The organism is Kitasatospora sp. NPDC034023, assembly GCF_055575795.1.
In genome coordinates, this window is sequence record NZ_JBVIRY010000007.1 from 305,315 (window position 1) to 323,195 (window position 17,881).

The 17,881-nt window shown below is 70.8% G+C and carries 16 protein-coding genes; 9 read left to right on the forward strand and 7 right to left on the reverse strand.

The annotated features are described in order from the left end of the window. Positions 1 to 60: 60 nt before the first annotated feature. The 3 genes from htpG to ACZ52R_RS14195 all read right to left on the reverse strand — a co-directional run bounded on the left by htpG (position 61) and on the right by ACZ52R_RS14195 (position 3,999). Positions 61 to 2,037, reverse strand: a complete 1,977-nt coding sequence (gene htpG / locus ACZ52R_RS14185) for a molecular chaperone HtpG (protein ID WP_465617237.1) — start codon at positions 2,035 to 2,037, stop codon at positions 61 to 63. Between the two features lie 71 nt (positions 2,038 to 2,108). Beyond that, complete coding sequence (locus ACZ52R_RS14190; RefSeq protein ID WP_465617239.1) at positions 2,109 to 2,795, reverse strand: type III effector protein; 687 nt, start codon at positions 2,793 to 2,795, stop codon at positions 2,109 to 2,111. 805 nt (positions 2,796 to 3,600) lie between these two features. Next, positions 3,601 to 3,999: a hypothetical protein gene (locus ACZ52R_RS14195; RefSeq protein WP_360492195.1), complete on the reverse strand. Its 399-nt coding sequence runs from the start codon at positions 3,997 to 3,999 to the stop codon at positions 3,601 to 3,603. Positions 4,000 to 4,193: 194 nt separating this feature from the next. Between ACZ52R_RS14195 and ACZ52R_RS14200 the strand changes: the two genes are divergently transcribed. The 3 genes from ACZ52R_RS14200 to ACZ52R_RS14210 all read left to right on the forward strand — a co-directional run bounded on the left by ACZ52R_RS14200 (position 4,194) and on the right by ACZ52R_RS14210 (position 5,781). Beyond that, positions 4,194 to 4,382 carry a hypothetical protein gene (locus tag ACZ52R_RS14200; protein ID WP_360492192.1) on the forward strand — a complete coding sequence of 63 codons (189 nt, stop codon included), beginning with the start codon at positions 4,194 to 4,196 and terminating at the stop codon, positions 4,380 to 4,382. 133 nt (positions 4,383 to 4,515) lie between these two features. Continuing rightward, positions 4,516 to 4,716, forward strand: a complete 201-nt coding sequence (locus ACZ52R_RS14205; RefSeq protein ID WP_360492189.1) for a hypothetical protein — start codon at positions 4,516 to 4,518, stop codon at positions 4,714 to 4,716. Positions 4,717 to 5,475: 759 nt separating this feature from the next. After that, on the forward strand, positions 5,476 to 5,781 hold the full coding sequence (locus ACZ52R_RS14210; protein WP_329924752.1) for a MerR family transcriptional regulator: 306 nt from the start codon (positions 5,476 to 5,478) through the stop codon (positions 5,779 to 5,781). 180 nt (positions 5,782 to 5,961) lie between these two features. On the opposite strand, the gene ACZ52R_RS14215 is transcribed toward ACZ52R_RS14210, so the two are convergent. Continuing rightward, a complete protein-coding gene (locus tag ACZ52R_RS14215; protein ID WP_360492186.1) occupies positions 5,962 to 6,189 on the reverse strand; it encodes a hypothetical protein in 228 nt (75 codons plus the stop codon). 503 nt (positions 6,190 to 6,692) lie between these two features. On the opposite strand from ACZ52R_RS14215, the gene ACZ52R_RS14220 reads away from it, so the two are divergent. Next, entirely contained in the window at positions 6,693 to 6,896 is a 204-nt protein-coding gene (locus ACZ52R_RS14220; protein WP_030918248.1) for a cold-shock protein, read from the forward strand. 488 nt (positions 6,897 to 7,384) lie between these two features. Then, on the forward strand, positions 7,385 to 7,789 hold the full coding sequence (locus ACZ52R_RS14225) for a CBS domain-containing protein (protein WP_465661927.1): 405 nt from the start codon (positions 7,385 to 7,387) through the stop codon (positions 7,787 to 7,789). 66 nt (positions 7,790 to 7,855) lie between these two features. On the opposite strand, the gene dnaE is transcribed toward ACZ52R_RS14225, so the two are convergent. Both dnaE and ACZ52R_RS14235 read right to left on the reverse strand, forming a co-directional pair. Then, positions 7,856 to 11,410 carry a DNA polymerase III subunit alpha gene (gene dnaE, locus ACZ52R_RS14230; protein WP_465617244.1) on the reverse strand — a complete coding sequence of 1,185 codons (3,555 nt, stop codon included), beginning with the start codon at positions 11,408 to 11,410 and terminating at the stop codon, positions 7,856 to 7,858. A 540-nt stretch (positions 11,411 to 11,950) separates the two neighbouring features. Beyond that, complete coding sequence (locus ACZ52R_RS14235) at positions 11,951 to 12,406, reverse strand: SsgA family sporulation/cell division regulator (protein WP_465617248.1); 456 nt, start codon at positions 12,404 to 12,406, stop codon at positions 11,951 to 11,953. Between the two features lie 475 nt (positions 12,407 to 12,881). Here ACZ52R_RS14235 and ACZ52R_RS14240 point away from each other — a divergent pair, with 475 nt between their 5' ends. From ACZ52R_RS14240 to ACZ52R_RS14255, 4 genes are all read left to right on the forward strand, one after another. Then, positions 12,882 to 14,129 (forward strand): PucR family transcriptional regulator, encoded by a 1,248-nt coding sequence (locus ACZ52R_RS14240; RefSeq protein WP_465753519.1) that lies wholly within the window; start codon positions 12,882 to 12,884, stop codon positions 14,127 to 14,129. 199 nt (positions 14,130 to 14,328) lie between these two features. Next, positions 14,329 to 15,159, forward strand: coding sequence for an alpha/beta fold hydrolase (locus tag ACZ52R_RS14245; protein WP_465617252.1), 831 nt, complete (start codon positions 14,329 to 14,331; stop codon positions 15,157 to 15,159). Between the two features lie 120 nt (positions 15,160 to 15,279). Further along, positions 15,280 to 16,143 carry a helix-turn-helix domain-containing protein gene (locus ACZ52R_RS14250; protein ID WP_465617254.1) on the forward strand — a complete coding sequence of 288 codons (864 nt, stop codon included), beginning with the start codon at positions 15,280 to 15,282 and terminating at the stop codon, positions 16,141 to 16,143. 14 nt (positions 16,144 to 16,157) lie between these two features. After that, positions 16,158 to 16,892, forward strand: coding sequence for an alpha/beta fold hydrolase (locus ACZ52R_RS14255; RefSeq protein ID WP_465617256.1), 735 nt, complete (start codon positions 16,158 to 16,160; stop codon positions 16,890 to 16,892). Positions 16,893 to 16,907: 15 nt separating this feature from the next. Here the strand turns inward: ACZ52R_RS14255 and ACZ52R_RS14260 are convergent, their stop codons facing one another. Beyond that, positions 16,908 to 17,837 (reverse strand): VOC family protein, encoded by a 930-nt coding sequence (locus tag ACZ52R_RS14260; RefSeq protein WP_465661932.1) that lies wholly within the window; start codon positions 17,835 to 17,837, stop codon positions 16,908 to 16,910. Between the last annotated feature and the right edge of the window lie 44 nt (positions 17,838 to 17,881).

Genomic DNA, 17,881 nt, shown 5'->3' on the forward strand with positions numbered 1-17,881 from the left:
AGCGGTGCGGGGTGCGGCCGGGCCGGCTGGGACGCCGGGCGGGCCGCACCCCGGCGCGGGCTACAGGGTGTTGGCGAGGCGGTCGGTCAGGAGGCGGGTGAAGCGGGCCGGGTCGGGCAGGTCGCCGCCCTCGGCGAGCAGGGCACTGCCGTAGACGAGTTCGGCGGTGTCCGCGAGTACCGGGCCCGTGGCGTCCCTCTCGTGCGCCTGACGCAGGGCGGTGATGAGGGGGTGAGCGGGGTTGAGTTCGAGGATGCGCTTGACCTGCGGGAGTTCCTGGCCCATCGCCCGGTACATCTTCTCCAGGGTGGGAGTCAGGTCGTGGGCATCGCCGACCAGGCACGCCGCGGAGGTGGTGAGCCGGGTGGAGAGGCGGACCTGCTTGACGTGCTCGGCCAGGACGGTCTGGAGCCAGGAGATCAGGGCGGCGAAGTCCTGTTCGCGCTGGGCCTTCTCGGCCTTCGCCTCGTCACTGCCGTCACCGTCACCGTCACCGTCGTCGTCGAGGTCGACCTGGCCCTTGGCGATGGACTGGAAGCGGTGGCCGTCGAAGGCGGGGATCTGGTCGATCCAGACCTCGTCGACGGGGTCGGTGAGGATCAGGACCTCGTAGCCCTTGGCGGTGAAGGCCTCCATGTGCGGGGAGTTCTCCACCGTCGCGCGGTTCTCGCCGGTCAGGTAGTAGATGGTGTCCTGGCCGTCCTTCATCCGCGCGATGTACTCACGCAGCGTGGTCTGCTTCTCCGCATCGTGGGTGGAGGCGGCGCTGACCAGCTCGAGCAGTGCGTCGGTGTTGTCGCGGTCCTCGACCAGGCCTTCCTTGAGGACACGGCCGAACTGCTCCCACAGCTTGAGGTAGGCCTCGGTGTTCGTGGCCTGCATGTTCTTGAGGGCGGCGAGGACCTTCTTGACGAGGCGCCGACGCACGGCGGTGATCTGGCGGTCGTGCTGCAGGATCTCCCGGGAGACGTTCAGCGACAGGTCGTGGGCGTCGACGACGCCCTTGACGAACCGCAGGTAGTTCGGCATCAGCGCGTCGCAGTCGTCCATGATGAAGACGCGCTTGACGTACAGCTGCACGCCCCGCCTGGTGTCGCGGGAGAACAGGTCGAACGGGGCGTGGGTGGGGATGAACAGCAGCGCCTCGTACTCGAAGGTGCCCTCCGCGCGCATGTGGATGGTCTCGGCCGGGGCCTGCCAGTCGTGGCTGATCTGCTGGTAGAACTCGTTGTACTCGGCCTCGCTCACCTCGCTTCGCGGGCGGGCCCACAGCGCCTTCATCGAGTTCAGCGTCTCCGACTCGCGCGCGGCCCCGTCCCCGGCGGCGGACTCGATGCCGTCCTCGGTGGCGGACTGGGTGGCGGACTTGGTGTCGGCGGGTTCGGTGGCCATGCGAATGGGCCAGCGGATGAAGTCCGAGTACTGCTTGACGATCTGCCGGATCTTCCACGCGGCCAGGTAGTCGCCGAGCCCGTCCTCACCGTCCTCCGGCTTGAGGTGCAGCGTGACCGACGTACCCACCGGCAGACCCTCGGCCTCCGCGATCGTGTACGTGCCCTCACCGTCGGACTCCCACACGGTGCCCTGCTCGGTGCCGGCCCGGCGCGTGTGGAGGGTGACCTTGTCGGCGACCATGAACGCCGAGTAGAAGCCGACGCCGAACTGCCCGATCAGGCTCTGCGCCGCCTCCGCGTCCTTGGCTTCCTTGATCTTGGCCAGCAGGCCGGCGGTGCCGGACTTGGCGATGGTGCCGATCAGGTCGACGACGTCCTCGCGGGTCATGCCGATGCCGTTGTCCCGCACCGTCAGGGTGCGGGCCTGCTTGTCGACGTCCAGCGTGATGTGCGGGTCGGAGGTGTCGACGTCGAGGTCGGTGTCGGTGAGGGACTCCAGGCGGAGCTTGTCGAGGGCGTCGGAGGCGTTGGAGATCAGCTCGCGCAAGAAGATGTCCTTGTTCGAGTAGATCGAGTGGATCACCAGCTGCAGCAGCTGGCGGGTCTCGGCCTGGAACTCCAGCGTCTGGGTCGGGCTGGCCACGAGAGGTGTCTCCTTCGAGCGGTGGAAAGGGTTCGGTCGGGTCGCCTGGCATGCGATCGTCGCCGGGGTGGTCACGGTCCGGCTGGGGGCGTGCGGCGGTGCCGGTCACTGTCGGCGCGCAGCTGGTCGGTCCGGGCGGTGACCTGATCGAGGCGGTCGGCGAGCTTCGGATGGCCCGCCTCCAGGAGGGGCCGGGTTTCGGCGAGCGGAGCGAGCAGGCGGGCGGGGTCGTGGTGGCCGAGCGCGTCGAGGAGGCGTTCCATGGCGGGGGCCGCTTGGGTGCTCAGGTCGTCCAGGGCACCGATCTGACCGGCGAGGCGGCGCAGGTCGGCGGCGTTGTCACGGGCCCAGGTGGTCACCGCGCGGTCGGCGGCGCGCTGAGCCCGCGTGGCCTGGACGCGCTGCTCGCCGGTGCTGCCCGCCCCGGTGCCGGCCTCAGCGTTGGGACGCAGGCGCAGGTAGCGGCGCTCGGCCGCCTGGCGGCTCTGGACGCCCAGTGGTTCGGCGAGATCGGCCCAGGTGGCTCCCGCATCGCGGGCGGTCTCGATCAGGCCGCTTTCCCAGCCGACGAGTTCCTCACGAAGGTGGCGCAGCATCAAGAGCGCGGCCAGGGCCTGGCCCGGGTCGTTCTGGCCTGCGTGGTCCGGAGGGGCGTGGCGGGCGGTGCGGGCGGCGGCGTCCATCATGCCCAGCGCGGCGGCGGCGGCCAGGAACGAGGCCGGCCCCACCCCGGCCGCGCCGGTGTCCTGCACATCCATGTCGTCATTCTTTCGCTGACCATGCCGTTGTCATCGGATGGATGACATATTACAACGGCTGGTGTCGCGCCGCACCGGTGCGAACCACCCGAAGACCTTCCGGACCGGAGGTGTCAGGCGATGTCCGTGCGCACTGCGGTGACCTGCCAGGTGCCCCCCGGGCTCCGGTCGAGGCCGACGGCGATCCCGACGGATGCCGGGCGCGCGGACGAGGGTTTCGTGATCGCGCTCGACCTGCCCGGAATCGCGCCGGAGGCGAGCGAGGTCGAAGCGCTGGACCGGATCGTCACCGTGAAGGCCGAACGCCGTTTCGCCCCGCTGGCGGGGGAGTGGGCACCCGGCTCGCCGAGCGGGTCCACGGGGTGTTCGAGCGCCGGATCCGGCTGGCTGACACCCCCCGAGCCGGGTCGCGCCGCAGCTCACCTTCAGGGCGGTGTCCTGACCCTCGCCGTCCCCATCGCCTCGGCCTCCCGCCCCCGCGGGATCACCGCCCAGACCGGCGAGGCCGCCCCGTCGGCCGCCGGCAGCGGCCGGGCCGTTCCTGCGGCTGAGCCCGTCGGCGGCGCTTCGCGCCCGAGGCCGCCCGCCATTGCTGCTGCCCGGCGGGCGGCTGACCGCCGGCGAGCCCGAGCCGATCGACGGCTCCCCCGCCGGCACGCCCTTCCTGCGCGCCAGTGCGGTCGGGGTCGCCCGGACCGACGGCGTACGGGTGTGCCTGCCTCTGCTGGACGGCAGCGACCAGGTGGGGGTGCCGGCCCTCATGGCCGCCGGGCCGCGGCACCGGCGAACCCGCCCCGGACGGGCCTCACTGGTCGGAGTAGCTGAGGTCTCCCACCGTCCAGCTGCTGATCTCGGCGATGGCGATCCGGTACATGCCTCCGGTGTGGGGCAGACCGTAGCTGCCCTGCAGGATGCGGGCGACATGCAGATGCAGATGCGTCGGCCTCACGACGGGCGCCGCCGCCGCGTCGTCGCCGCCCGCTCCGCCGTCGCCGGTGACGCGCGCCGTGAACAGCGCGGCGAAGGGCTTCAGGTGGTCGGAGGCGGCGAGGACTTCGGCCACCCGCTCGTTCCACAGGCTCTCCGGCGCCAGCCGGCCGGTGATGACCGCCCCCGGGACGACCACGGTCAAAGGCATCTGGTTACTGCGCTCGGACTCCACCATCGTGGCGATGTCGACGAGCAGCCCATCAGGGTTCGACATGAACCAGAGGATAGTGCCCGCCGGAAGCTGCTCGCACGGACACCCCCGACCCGCCGCCGGCCCATGACGCCGCCGGGCACGACGGATCACGAAAATTCCACTATCTGTGATCGCTGCATGGAAAAATATGGGATGGCCGGAAAAGGTATCGGGCGCGGTTCGGGCGCGACCCGCCCGATCGGGAAGGGGTGGCCGTGGTCCTCAACGTGTCGGCCGTGGTGTTCTTCGGCGCGGTCCTTCTCGTGCTGGTGCGTCGGCGCGAGGCGACCGGGTTCACGGCCTGCGTCGCCGTCGTCTTCGGCTTCCTGCTCGCCTCCAGCTCGGCCGCGCCCGCCGTCCACGACGTCCTGGCCACCGCGCTCACCGCACTCGCCCCCCGCTGAACGACACCGCCGCGCAGGCCCCCGCAGGCCCTGGCCGCTGCCCAGCAGATATTCTCCCGCCCCGACCAGGGCGCCCCAGGGCGCAGACACGGCATACGCACCGCCCCCCGCCGGGGCGCGAAGGAGAGTGGAGATGCAGCAGCCCGCCCCGATCACCGACCGCTCCGTGCTCAGCGGAATCGTGGAGGCGGTCCGCGACGGCGACGAGAGGGTCCTGCGCCGGCTGCTGGCGCGCCTGGCCGAACAGGCCACCGTCGCCGACCTCTACGCCCTGCGCGACGCCCTGGCCCCGCATCCCGGCACATGCGCCGGGCCGGAGAGGTCACGCCGATAAGGTCCGGCGTCCAACCATGGAAACCTCCGGTGGCGAGAGTAGACATTGCCCCACGGTCTGTGTAGTGTTCCTGGTGTTGGAAGAGCAGGACCGCAGGGCAGGCAGACACGAACTGCCTGGGCAGTACCGCAGTTGGCGGTAACAGCAGAGATGCAGGAGGCGTGCAGGTCGTCGGTACGCGGGGCCCGGTCATGGCAGAAGGGTTTCCCGACGGAAGACGGGTGACCTGTCAGGCGTCTCGGGCCCGGTTGTGCACGGGGCCCCAGGCGGTGGCGGTCGCGCACGCGCAGGACGCAGTACCGGCAGCACCCGGCAGTTCGCAGTAACCGCAGTATCTGAAGTCCGCACCACGCAGTACCAGCAGGACGGGTGTTGCCAGCAGTTCGCAATACCGCATTACCGCAGTACGCACGATGCACACCAGAGGAGAAGGGAAGGGTTCACCCCGTCGGATCGCCCGCCACGGCACGCAGTACCAGCCGGGCGGTCACCGCAGCAGCCATCGTCATGGAACGTCATGGAAGAGGTGGTCCTCGGTCACGCATACGCGATCCCCGCATCCTGTCCCTCCCCGGGGCAGTGCGGACACCGCAGGCCGGCGAATCAGCCGGCAGCAGTAGTGCAGTAGATGGTGCAGTGAATCCACATATCCCTGGGCCCCGGCGCACAACAGCGCCGGGGCCCTCGACCCGTTTCCCGAGAAAGAAGGTGCCGGTGGAACAGACCACCCTCGCCACCGACCACGACCCGGCGGACCACATGAGCGCAGAGACCAAGTTCGACGACGACGACTACCCCGCCTACACCATGGGCCGGGCCGCAGAGATCCTGGGCACCACGCCGGGCTTCCTGCGCAGCCTCGACGAGGCCAAACTCATCACCCCCCAGCGATCAGCCGGCGGTCACCGCCGCTACTCCCGCTACCAACTGCGTATCGCCGCCCGCGCCCGCGAAATCGTCGACCAGGGCACCCCACTCGACGCCGCCTGCCGCATCATCATCCTCGAGGACCAACTCGAAGAGGCCCTGCGCATCAACGCCGAACTCCGGCGCGACCGCACCTGAGGAGAACGCGACCGCACCTGAGGAGAACCGGACTGCCGGCCCGCGACCTCCACGCCGCGTGCCGCGGTCCTTCCCTCCGGGCGGGGCCGCCACGCAGGGCGCGATGAGGTGGGAGCCCGACGCGCTCTGTCGGTGAGCTGCGCGGGACGATCGGCCGGCCGGGACCGGCGGCGCCCGGGGTCAGAGTTTGTGCATCGCGGTGTACGGCTGGGTGATGCGTTCCTGCCGTGTCCCGAAGTCGACGAGTACCGCGATGTCGCTGTCGCCTTCGACGCCGATGGCCCGGCCGAGGCCGTACTGGTCATGAGTGACCCGGTCGCCGACGGCGAAGTGCTTGCGCGGGGCCTCCACCCGGGCCTTGAAGGGGCTGGTGGGCAGGTGGCGGGGGACTGCTGCGAATTTGGTCATCAGCTCCAGTATGCGCCGGAAAGCGCAAGGTCGGACCTTCTCGCGCCGTCGATTCCCGGGGGGACCCGGAATGACGCGTGCGCTCGTGCGAGTCGGCCCCTCGGTGGCGCCGGTAGGCGCGATCCGTCCCCCTGGCGGCTGCACCGTGACGACGGACACTGCGCACCTGCGGTCATCGCGCCGCGGGGCGGCCGCCCGGGCGGAGTGATCCACTCGGCCAACCAGCCTGCTGTCCAAGCGACTTGGCGGACCCGTCGGCTCTGGGACGGCAGCTCTGGGGTGCGCTGCCGCGGAACTGGGGGCGGAAATATCCCACCGCGGCGGGCCGCGGCCTGCTACTGTCGTCTTAGTTGCAGTAGTGGTTCCCATGAACTTTGTGTGCGCCTGCTGATGTTTTGCAGGCGCATTTTTGTTTCCCGGCTCTTCCCCGGGTGGGTGCTCATCGCGGCGACTCGAAGTCCGCACTGTGCGTGCTTCGGACAGCCTCTGAAGGAGAATTTTTAATGGCTAATGGCACCGTGAAGTGGTTCAACGCGGAAAAGGGCTTCGGCTTCATCGAGCAGGAGGGTGGCGGCCCCGACGTCTTCGCCCACTACTCGAACATCAACGCCAACGGCTTCCGTGAGCTGCTCGAGGGCCAGAAGGTCGAGTTCGACGTCACGCAGGGCCAGAAGGGCCCGCAGGCGGAGAACATTCGTCCGCTGTAATTTCTGCCACGGCACCCGCCAAGCAGCGAGGGGCCCGCACCGCGCACACATGCCCGGTGCGGGCCCCTCGGCATTGCGCCACACGCATCCCCGGCCGTTCAGGCTCCTGGCTCCGCCACCGGCGACCATCCCCACGCGAGACGCACAGCGCCGCGTCCGGATCGGCGCCCTGCCGTGACAGCTCACGGTTCGAGGTTCTCCGCTCCCGCCCTCCGCGGTGGGCGCCGACCGTAGATGACATGCCGCACGGTTCTCAGATGAACCGCTCCAGTCGCTCCCTCGCCGCGTAGCACCGCCGGACCCGGCTCCCGACACGGACCTGGCCCGCACAGATCGCCGGGCCGGCGACACCGGATTCCCACGACGACCGCACGCGGAATCCTTCAGCAGCGCCACGGCCCGCTCCGCGGAGCCTGTCGGCCCGTCCGCCACCAGTGCCCTGATCATCACCGCCGGACTCGGCGGGAGAAACACGAAGGAGTCAGCCCTTGACCACCACGATCCAAAGCCCGCCGACCACCGCGACGGTCGGCGATCTCATGCAACACCCCGAGCTGCAGATCAGCGACGATGTCATGGTCGACGCCGCGATGGACATCCTGCAGAGCTCCGGCGCGGACCACCTCCTGGTCCGCGACGAGGACGGCCGCTGCGCCGGGCTGCTGACCCGCCTGCACCTGGCGCCGTTCCAGGCCCGATCCTGGTACACCGAGCGCACCCCGGTACGCGACGTGGCCCTCGACCGAGCCCCGTTCGCCACCATCGGCATGCCCGCCGCCACCGCGGCCGCCGCTATGCGCTCCCGCGGCCTGGACACCTGGCCGGTGGTGGACCACGACGGTCACGCCATCGGCCTGCTCAGCGGGTGCCCTGCCTCGCGGTTCGGGAGCTGATCAGCCCCACGGCCCGGGGGCGGCAGCGCTGACCTGGGGAAACGTGCTGGGGTGGGCGGGCTGCCGCTATGCCGTTCCGGACCAGGCGTTGGTGCCGAGCAGGGTCTTCACGTCGGAGGCGAGGCCGTTGTCGGGGTTCACCAGGAAGCCCAGCTCGTAGAGGGTGTCCTTGTCCCAGTTGGTGGTCAGTAGGCGGACCGGCACGTCTCCGGGGTGCGCCTGGAGGGCGAGCTTGAGTTCGGCCACCTTCTCCGGGGTGATCCGGGCGGCGGGGATGCTGATCTGGACGGGCGGCTTGGTGCCGAGTTCGGCGGAGGACATGTCCAGGGTGGTGATCTCCTGGCCGAAGATGCTCAGTGAGCCGTCGCGTTCGTTGAGCCGCCCGCGGACGGAGATGACGTTGTCCTCGATCATCTGGGCGGACATGAGGTTGTAGGTGGCGGGGAAGAACAGCACCTCGACCGAGCCGTCGCGGTCGGCGAGGGTGATGATCGCCCAGGCGTTGCCGGCCTTGTTGATCCGTCGGTCGACGGCGGTGATCAGGCCGGCCAGTCGGATCTCTCCCTCGGAGCGGCCGGAGCCGAGGAGTTCGGCGATCGAGGTGTCGCGGTTGCGCGAGAGGATGTGCTCGGCGCCGTCCAGCGGGTGGCTGGAGACGTAGAGGCCGAGCATCTCCCGTTCCAGGGAGAGGAGTTGGCGGCGCGGCCATTCGCGGTCGGTGAGCTGGAAGTCGAGACCGATCGCGGGGGTGTCGGACCCGGTCTCGAGGGAGCCGAAGAGGTCGTCCTGGCCGATCGCCTGTTGCTTCTTGACGCCCGTCACGGCGTCGATCGCGCTCTCGTGCACGGTGCTGAGGGAGAGGCGGGTGTGGCCGAGGGAGTCGAAGGCGCCCGCCTTGACGAGCGAGTCGACGGTGCGCTTGTTGCACACCACCAGCTCGACCTTGTCGAGGAAGTCGGCGAACGAGGTGTACTTGCCCTGCTCCTCGCGGGTGCGCACCAGGGATTCGATGACGGGCACGCCGACGTTGCGCACGGCCTTGAGGCCGAAGCGGACGTCGCTGCCGACGGCGGTGAAGTCGACGACGGACTCGTTGACGTCGGGGGAGAGGATGCGGATGCCCATCTGCCGGCACTCGGCCAGGTAGACCGCCATCTTGTCCTTGTCGTCGGCCACCGAGGTGAGCAGTGCGGCCATGTACTCGGCCGGGTAGTTCGCCTTGAGGTAGGCGGTCTGGTAGGAGACCAGGCCGTAGGCGGCGGAGTGCGACTTGTTGAACGCGTAGCCGGCGAACGGGACCAGGACGTCCCAGACGGCCTTGATGGCCTCGTCGGAGTAGCCGCGTTCGTGGCAGCCGGCCTGGAAGGGGATGAACTCCTTCTCCAGGACCTCCTTCTTCTTCTTGCCCATGGCCCTGCGGAGCAGGTCGGCCTGGCCGAGCGAGTAGCCGGCGAGCACCTGCGCGGCTCGCTGGACCTGCTCCTGGTAGACGATCAGGCCGTAGGTCGGGCCGAGGACGTCGGCGAGCGGGGCTTCCAGCTCGGGGTGGATCGGGATGATCTCCTGCTGGCCGTTCTTGCGCAGGGCGTAGTTGGTGTGGGAGTTCATGCCCATCGGGCCGGGCCGGTAGAGCGCGGAGACGGCGGAGATGTCGGCGAACTCGGTGGGCTTCATCAGCCGCAGCAGGGCGCGCATGGGCCCGCCGTCGAGCTGGAAGACACCCAGGGTGTCGCCGCGGGCGAGGAGTTGGTAGGTGGTGGGGTCGTCGAGCGGGATGTTCTCGATGTCGACGTCGATGCCCCGGTTGGCTTTGACGATCTTGATGCAGTGGTCGATGATCCCCAGGTTCCGCAGGCCCAGGAAGTCCATCTTGATCAGGCCCATGGCTTCGCACGACGGGTAGTCGAAGCCGGTGATGATCACGCCGTCCTTGTCCCGCATGTGCAGCGGGATCAGGTCGAGCAGCGGGGTGGAGGAGAGGATGACGGCTGCGGCGTGCACGCCGGTGCCGCGGATCAGGCCCTCGATGCCCCGCCCGGTGTCGATGATCTTGCGGACGTCCGGCTCGTTCTCGTAGAGCCCCCGGATCTCGGCGCCCTCGTTGTAGCGGGAGTGGTTCGCGTCGAACAGGTCGGCCAGCGGGACGCCCTTGCCCATCACGTCCGGCGGCATCGCCTTGGTGATCCGGTCGCCCATGGAGAACGGGTAGCCGAGGATGCGGTTGGCGTCCTTGACGGCGGCCTTGGCCTTGATCGTGCCGAAGGTGTTCACCTGGGCCGTGTAGGCGGCGCCGTACTTCTCGGTGACGTAGCGCACCATCTGGTCGCGCTGGCGGTCGTCGAAGTCGATGTCGACGTCCGGGGGGTTGATGCGCTCGGGGTTGAGGAAGCGCTCGAACAGCAGGTCGTGCTCCAGCGGATCCAGCTGGGTGATGCCGGTCAGGTAGGCGACCATCGAGCCGGCCGCCGAACCGCGGCCCGGGCCGACCGGGATGCCGTTGTCCCGCCCGTACTGGCAGATGTCGGCGACCACGAGGAAGTAGGCGTCGAACCCCATCGGGGTGATCACGCCCATCTCCAGCTCGATCCGGTCCAGCACCTCCTGGCTCGGGCTGTCGCCGTAGCGGTGCTGCAGGCCGGCGGCGATCTTCTGCCGCAGGAACGACGCCTGGGTCTCGCCCTCCGGGACGTCGAACTGCGGCATCCGGTCGACGTAGGTGAACACCTCCTCGTACGACTCGATCCGCTCGGCGATCGCCAGGGTGTTGTCACAGGCCTCGGGTAGCTCGCGGAACAGCTCCCGCATCTCCTCGGCGGTCTTGACGTAGTAGCCGGTGCCCTGGAACTTGAAGCGGTTCGGATCGTCCTTGTTCTTGCCCACGCCGACGCACAGCAGGCTGTCGTGGGCGTCCGCCTGGTCGGCGGTCACGTAGTGCGAGTCGTTGGTGGCCAGCAGGGGGATGTCCAGCTGCTTGGCGAGCCGCAGCAGGTCGTCGCGGACCTGCCGTTCGATGTCCAGGCCGTGGTCCATCAGCTCCAGGAAGTAGTTCTCCTTCCCGAAGATGTCCTGGTACGCGCCGGCGGCCTTGACCGCCTCCTCGTACTGGCCGAGCCGCAGCCGGGTCTGCACCTCGCCCGAGGGGCAGCCGGTGGTCGCGATGATGCCTTGCGCGTTCGCGGCGATCAGCTCGCGGTCCATCCGGGGCTTCATGTAGTAGCCCTCCATCGACGCGAGCGAGGAGAGCTTGAAGAGGTTCCGCAGGCCGGTGGCGTTCTGCGCCCACATCGTCATGTGGGTGTACCGGCCGCCGCCGGAGACGTCCTTGCCGCCCTCGCCGTCGGCGCCGCTCGGCCGCTGGCCGCCGGGGGACCAGAACACCTGCTTCTTCAGGAAGCGCGAGCCGGGCGCGACGTACGCCTCGATGCCGATGATCGGCTTCACGCCGGTCTTCGCGGCGGCGTGGAAGAACTCGTACGCGCCGAACATGTTGCCGTGGTCGCTCATCGCGATGGCGGGCATGCCCTGTCTCTCCGCCTCGGCGAACAGCTTCCCGTTCTTCGCGGCCCCGTCGAGCATCGAGTACTCGGTGTGGACGTGCAGGTGGGCGAAGCTGTCGGACACGGTGGGCAGGCTCCTTGCGTCGGGGCGAGATCGGACGGGGTCGGGCGCGGCGGGGGAGGGAACGCGGCGGGAAGGTGTCCACGCTAGCCGAACGAGGCGCCCGACTCGCCGGACGGGGGTCCGGAAGCACCCTGTTTGACGGCGCCCTGACGTGTGCGGCCGCGTTCGCGATGCGGCGGCGCACTGGCCGGCCATCCCCCGCTGATGCTCCGACAAGGTGGCCGTAGGTGTGTCGGGAAGCCTGGTCGGCGCGGGGGACGACTGCGGCGATCGGCGGCGGTGACCCCGACTGTCGCGACGGGGTCCTTCCGCCGATGCACGTTGTGGGGATCGTTCTCGTCCTGGTGGTTCTCGCCACGACCGTGGCCACCTTCACCCGGCGGCTGCGCGTGCCGGCGCCCTCACTGCTCGTCCTGGCGGGCGTCGCGGTGGCGCTGCTACCCGGCGTCCCCGCTCTGCACATCCCCCCCCCCGCAGACGATCGCCACGGTGGTCCTGCCGCCGCGTGACGGACCGAGGAGCTGATGGCGGCAGAGGCGCTCAGCCGGCCAGGCCGGGCAGTTCGGTGGCCCAGTCGATCAGGGTTCCTTCCGTGCCCGGCGGGACCAGGGGGAAGCTCTCCCGGCGGAGCCAGCGCCGTAGTTGGCGGGCCGGCAGGTCGATGAGGACGGTTCCGTCGGAGCCCTGGAGCATGATGCGCAGGGCGGTGCGGCCGTGACAGGGGCAGGGCGGCCAGATGCGGACGTCGCCGAGGCCGGAGGGCTTCTGCAGGCCTTCCCACAGGAGGTCGCGGGAGAACTGCCAGGTGCCCGCCTCGGCCGCGGGGCCGAGGAATTCGAGGGCGACGGCGAACGGGTCGTCGCCGCGGTAGCCGAAGCGCACCGGGATGCCGACGGACTCGTGTTCGCCGAGGACGAGTCGGGCGTCGAGGACGATGTCGGTGCTGGTGGCCTCCGGCCGGGGCTGGGGACTGGGCAGCGGGTGGGGCGCGGGCATGGATTCTCCTGGGTCGGTGCCGACGGCGGCGTGATGCTCGAGCCTCGGGCCCTGGGAGCTGCCGGGAACAGGGGGAGGCGGGTCGCTCTCCAGGCTAGGAAGGCGGTGTCGGCGGAGATGTTCCGGCGGTGTACCGCGACGTGACGGTCCGTGCACCGTTCGGTCGACGTGCGGGCGGAGGCGGGGGCTTCCTCCTGCCGGGTCCGTGCTGCCCGGTGGTCGGGGGCCGGCGTGTTCAGGGGTCTGCCCCGGCCGGGGTGATCGTGCTGACCGATGGCCCAACTCCGCTGGAGTGAAGGACTGTTCGCGTGGCACCGGGGTTCCTGGGGCGTCGCGTACCGGGCTCTGCCGGGAGGGGGTGCCGCCCGGGCGCAGTGGTGTCCGGGCCGGGCGGGGTCGGGGAGTCCTCGGTCTGTCGAAGGTTTGTCCCTCTCGTTTCGCTCCTTGTATGAAGGGCGCCGGGAGGTTTTTGATCATGACGAGGTTGATTCAGCGCGCGCGTTCGGGAGGCGAGGCGCTCCAGGCGCTGGTGGACGCTCTGGCCGAGGAGCTGGGGCGTTCGGTCGTCCTCGACGACCCGCTGGTGCGGATGATCTGCACCAGCCGGCACTTCGGTGACGAGGACCGGGTGCGGGTACGGACGCTGCTGCAGGGCATCGCGGACGACGAGGCCATCCGCTACGTGCTGTCGCAGGGGGTCGCCGAGTGGAGGGTCCCGGGAGTCCTGCCGGGCCGCGACGACCTGGGGCTGCAGCCGCGCTACTGCGTCCCGATCCGCGAGCGGGGCCACCTGCTGGGCATCCTCATGGTCGTGGCGACGGGGGAACCGCTCACGGCGGCCGACACCGCGGCCATCGACCGGGCCGCCCGCGCCGTGGCAACCGAGATGTACGCCGAGCGCCTGGCCTCGGACGTCGACGAGGAGCAGACCCGCCGGCTGGTCAACCAGCTGGTCGGCCCGGACTCGGCGCTGCGCTGCGCCGCGCACCAGCGCCTGGTCGACGACGGCCTCCTCCCGGCGGGCCCCCACGTCGTGGTGACCAGCGTGGCCGTCTCCGGGCAGCGGGGGCCTTCCGGTCAGGTCTCGGTGGCGCTGCGCGCCGCGCTGGAGCCGTTCCGGCGGACCCGTACGGCCCGTGGCCTGTGGGCGGTGGAGCAGGACCGGGCGGTCCTGGTGCAGGTCTTCGAACGGGAACCGGCGGAGGACGACCTGGAGGTGCAGTGCCGCGGCGTCGTCCGCTCCCTGGAGACCTTCCTGGACCCGGGCTCGGTCACGGTGGTGGGCGTGGGCGGCCGCCAGACCGAGCTGGCCGGCGCGTGGATCTCCCACGACCAGGCCCGGGTGGCCGCCCGCGCGGCCCATCGGCTGCCGCGGCTGCGGGGCGTCGGCGACTGGGAGCGGCTCGGGGAGTACGCCGTCCTCCTCCAACTGCCCGCCGGCGCGCTCGACGGCACCCTCGTGCCGAAGCCGCTGCGGCGGCTGCTGGACGGCGGTGGCAGCTCCCGCCTGGAGGAGACCCTGCGCTGCTTCCTGGAGAACGCGGGCTCGGTGCCCAAGACGGCGGAGGCCCTGGAAGTCCACCGCACCTCGCTGTACTACCGCCTGCGGCAGATCCAGGAGATCACGGGCCTGGACCTGGACAACGGCGCGCACCGCCTCGTCCTGCACCTGGGGCTGCGGGTGTGGGACCTGCTGCAGGTGCCCCCGCAGAGGTCGGCCTGACCTGCGGCATCGTCGGAGCGCGCCGTTGGCTGCGTCGAAGCGCCTCGTTGCTACAGAGCGATGAAGCTCCGTCAGGCAATCCCTACGTCGGTCGGTGGTCAACGAGCGGGACGCGCCGCGAGAATCCTCCCTACGAGCTGCCGCTCATCCCCGGAGACCTGCGGGTTCCGGACTTCCCGAACGGACATGAACGAGCACCATGCATGAACTGATCACGAACGACGGTGTGCGCCTGGCCTACCGCGACAGCGGCGGCGACGGGGTCCCGCTGGTCATGCTCCACGGCTGGGGACAGACGCAGGAGATGTTCCGCCACCAGTTCGAGGCGCCGGCACCGGGCCGACGCCTCGTGACGGTGGACTTCCGGGGCCACGGCCGCTCCGGCAAGCCGCGCCACGGCTACCGCATCGCCCGTCTGGCCCGCGACGTCCTCGACCTGGTCGACCACCTGGGCCTGGACACCTTCGACGCGCTGGGCTGGTCGATGGGCGCCTCGGTGTGGTGGAGCTTCATCGACCAGCACGGCACCGGCCGCATCCGCCGGTTCGTCGTGGTCGACCAGCCGGCCGCCGTGGCGGCCGTGCCCTGGATGGCGGCGGCCGAACAGCGCGAATCCGGCGCCATCTTCGACATGGCCGGGCTCCTGGAGCTGGGCGCCGCCCTCGCCGGGCCCGACGGTGCGAAGGTCCGCGAGGACTTCGTCCGCTCGATGTTCAGCGGCGACACCGACCCCGAGCTGCTCGCCTTCGTGACCGAGGAGATCCGCTCCACCCCGGCGTACGCGGGCGTCCCGCTGCTCTTCGACCACTGCGCCCAGGACTGGCGCGACACCCTCGACCGCATCGACGTACCGACCCTGGTCCTCGGCTGCGAGGGAAGCCACGTGGACCCCGCCTCCCAGCGCTACCTCGCCGAGCGGATCCCCGCTGCCCGCCTCCACGTGTTCCCGGCGGACGTCGCGAGCTCGCACTTCCCGTTCCTGGAGAACCCCGAAGAGTTCAACGCCGTCGTCGAGAGGTTCCTCTCCTGAACGCCCCGCCGCCGGAGGTACCACCACCGACCGCCGAGCGGTGAAACACCCTTCCCAGCACCCGTACAGCACCACAAGAACCGGTCGGAGCCTCCCGTGATCCCGTCGGGTCCCTCACCCATGCCCGAAACCCCCGCGCCCGAAGCCCAAGTCCACCAGCCTGACCAGGCCGCCCCCGGCGGCGGCAACGGCTGCATCGACATCCTCTCCCCACCGCCGGGCGCCGACCCCGAGGACTGCCTCTACGTCGCCCTGCACGTCCACGGCGCGGCCTCGGTCCGCCGCCACGGCGTCAGCACCGTCCTGGCCCCCGGGGACCTGCTGATCGGCACCACCCCGCACCCGGCCGGCCTGCTGCAGGACGCCGAATGCCGGATGGTCCGGTTCCGTGTCCCCTGCTTCTACCTGGGCGTCCGGCCCAGCGACGTCCGGCGCACGGGCGGTCTGATGGCCCGGGGAGTCGAGGGCATCGGCTCGCTCGCCTCCCAGTTCCTGCGGACCCTCGCCACCCAGGCCCGCGCCCACCGCGCCCGGCCGGGCAACCACCTCGCGCGCAGCGTCTCCGACATCGTCGCCATCCTGGTGACCGACCTGCTCGAACGGGAGAACCCGGAGCACCCGACCGGCGCGGCCGAGATCCTCGCCCGGATCCGCGCCCACATCGAGGAGAACCTCGCCGACCCGGACCTCTCGCCCGAGTCGATCGCCCGGTCGCAGCACATCTCGGTGCGCTACCTGCACAAGCTCTTCCAGCAGGACGGGACGACCGTGGGCCAGTGGGTACGGCAGCGGCGCCTCGACGCCTGCCGCCGGGAGCTGGAGCGCCCGTCCCGCCGACAGAGCAGCGTCTCCGCCGTCGCGCACCGGTGGGGCTTCGTCAGCCACTCCCACTTCAGCCGGACGTTCCGCGAGGCCTACGGGGTCTCCCCCCGGCAGTGGCAGGCCTACGCCGCAGAGACCGACGGCCGCCACCCGGCCTCCTGATCCGGAAGGCACTCATGCACTCCACCAAACCCACCGTCGTGCTCGTCCACGACGGCTGCTCCGACGCCACCACCTGGTTCGGTGTCATCGCCGAACTCCACCGGCGCGGCCTGACCGTCCTCGCCGCCGCGAACCCGCTGCGCGGACTCGCCCACGACGCCGCCTACCTGGCCTCCGTCCTCGCCGACATCGACGGTCCCGTCGTCCTGGTCGGCCACTCCTACGGCGGCGCCGTGATCACGGAGGCCGGAACCGACCCCAGCGTCGTCGCGCTGGTGTACGTGGCCGCCTACCTCCCCGACGTGGGCGAGAGCTACGACGCGCTCGCGGGCCGCTTCACCCCCTCGCCGGTCCTCGCGCAACTGCGGCGCACCGCGCTCACCACGACCGACGCCGGCCGGGCGACGGAGCTCACCGTGCCCAGGGAGTGCTTCCAGCCGCTCGTCGCCGCGGACCTCGACCGGGAGGTCGCGCAGGTGCTCGCCGCGATCCAACGCCCCGTCGCCGAGCGGGTGCTCACCGATACGCCCACGGCGGCGGCCTGGCGCACCAAGCCGTCGTGGGCCCTGGTAACCGGCGCCGACCAGGCACTGCCCCCGCCGGTCCAGCGGTTCACGGCGAGTCGCGCCGGCTCCACCGTCCTCGAACTGCCCGACGCCTCCCATGCCGTGGCTGTCTCCCAGCCGACGACGGTCGCCGAACTCATCCACGACGCCGTCAGGTCGGCTTCCGGATGCCGTAGCCGGTGACGGTCCGGGGGCTGATCACCGGTCGGTGTGGATCTCCGCCGTGTAGCCGCCCGGGAACTGGACGACGGCGCTGTCCCGGCCGCCCGCCGAGACCGGTCCCCACAGCACCGAGGCGCCGGCGGCCTCGGCCCGCTCCAGGGTGGCGCCGAGGTCGGGCACGCCGTAGCCGGTGAGCTCCCGGCCGAAGGGGCTCGGCAGGTGGCCGTCCGTCACCGTGACCGTGGTGGCGCCGAAACCGGAGGTGAGGCGGACGAGCCGGTACGTCGTCCCGGGCAGGCCGATCGCGGCGCCGTCGGCGCGCCGGTCGTCGGAGACGATGCGGCCCTTGGTGAAGGCGAGGTAGCTGTCCAGGAAGGCGCCTACGGAGTCCGGCGACAGGTAGAGCCGGTTCTCCGGCACGCTCGCCAGGCCGGGGTAGGACGGCGGGGTGGTGTGCACGTAGAGCTGGGCGTTGATCCCGCCGGGGAACTGGACGACGGCGTCGCGCCCGATCGGGTCGGCGAAGGGGGCCACGGTCACGGCCGCGCCGTCGGCGCGGGCGGCCCGGACCGCCTGGTCGAGGTCGGTCACCAGCCAGCCGGTGCGTTCGGTGCCGAAGGGGTACGGGACGGGCGTGGTGTAGTCGAACACCGACAGGGTGCCGACCGGGGAGACGACCAGTTCGGACAGCGTCCGGCTGGGCGTCGGGGTCACCTGGGTGGAGACGGGCCCGATCGTGGTGCCGCCGAAGGTGGACACCCAACTGGCCACGAACGCCTGCTCGGTGCCGGGTGCGACGTACACGTGGGTGGAGTCGTACTGCGGGCCGACGGCGAACTGCCGGTGCGAGCCCGGCGGCTTCGCGGGGCCGGGGGTGCTCTGGGCCGCCGAGGCGGTGGGGACCGCCGTGAGTGCGGCGATCGCCGCCACCAGCGGGACCATGCGGCGGGTGAAACGAAGCTTCACGGGTGACCTCCTGGTCGTGGTTCGAGACCCGCGCCCGGCGTCCA

What these genes read in the sequence shown, in the direction of transcription:
- ACZ52R_RS14190 (WP_465617239.1), bottom strand. Translation starts at nt 2,795, where the DNA reads ATGGATGTGCAGGACACCGGCGCGGCCGGGGTGGGGCCGGCCTCGTTC.
- ACZ52R_RS14195 (WP_360492195.1), bottom strand. Translation starts at nt 3,999, where the DNA reads ATGTCGAACCCTGATGGGCTGCTCGTCGACATCGCCACGATGGTGGAG.
- ACZ52R_RS14205 (WP_360492189.1), top strand. Translation starts at nt 4,516, where the DNA reads ATGCAGCAGCCCGCCCCGATCACCGACCGCTCCGTGCTCAGCGGAATC.
- ACZ52R_RS14210 (WP_329924752.1), top strand. Translation starts at nt 5,476, where the DNA reads ATGAGCGCAGAGACCAAGTTCGACGACGACGACTACCCCGCCTACACC.
- ACZ52R_RS14215 (WP_360492186.1), bottom strand. Translation starts at nt 6,189, where the DNA reads ATGACCAAATTCGCAGCAGTCCCCCGCCACCTGCCCACCAGCCCCTTC.
- ACZ52R_RS14220 (WP_030918248.1), top strand. Translation starts at nt 6,693, where the DNA reads ATGGCTAATGGCACCGTGAAGTGGTTCAACGCGGAAAAGGGCTTCGGC.
- ACZ52R_RS14235 (WP_465617248.1), bottom strand. Translation starts at nt 12,406, where the DNA reads ATGCCCGCGCCCCACCCGCTGCCCAGTCCCCAGCCCCGGCCGGAGGCC.
- ACZ52R_RS14240 (WP_465753519.1), top strand. Translation starts at nt 12,882, where the DNA reads ATGACGAGGTTGATTCAGCGCGCGCGTTCGGGAGGCGAGGCGCTCCAG.
- ACZ52R_RS14245 (WP_465617252.1), top strand. Translation starts at nt 14,329, where the DNA reads ATGCATGAACTGATCACGAACGACGGTGTGCGCCTGGCCTACCGCGAC.
- ACZ52R_RS14250 (WP_465617254.1), top strand. Translation starts at nt 15,280, where the DNA reads ATGCCCGAAACCCCCGCGCCCGAAGCCCAAGTCCACCAGCCTGACCAG.
- ACZ52R_RS14255 (WP_465617256.1), top strand. Translation starts at nt 16,158, where the DNA reads ATGCACTCCACCAAACCCACCGTCGTGCTCGTCCACGACGGCTGCTCC.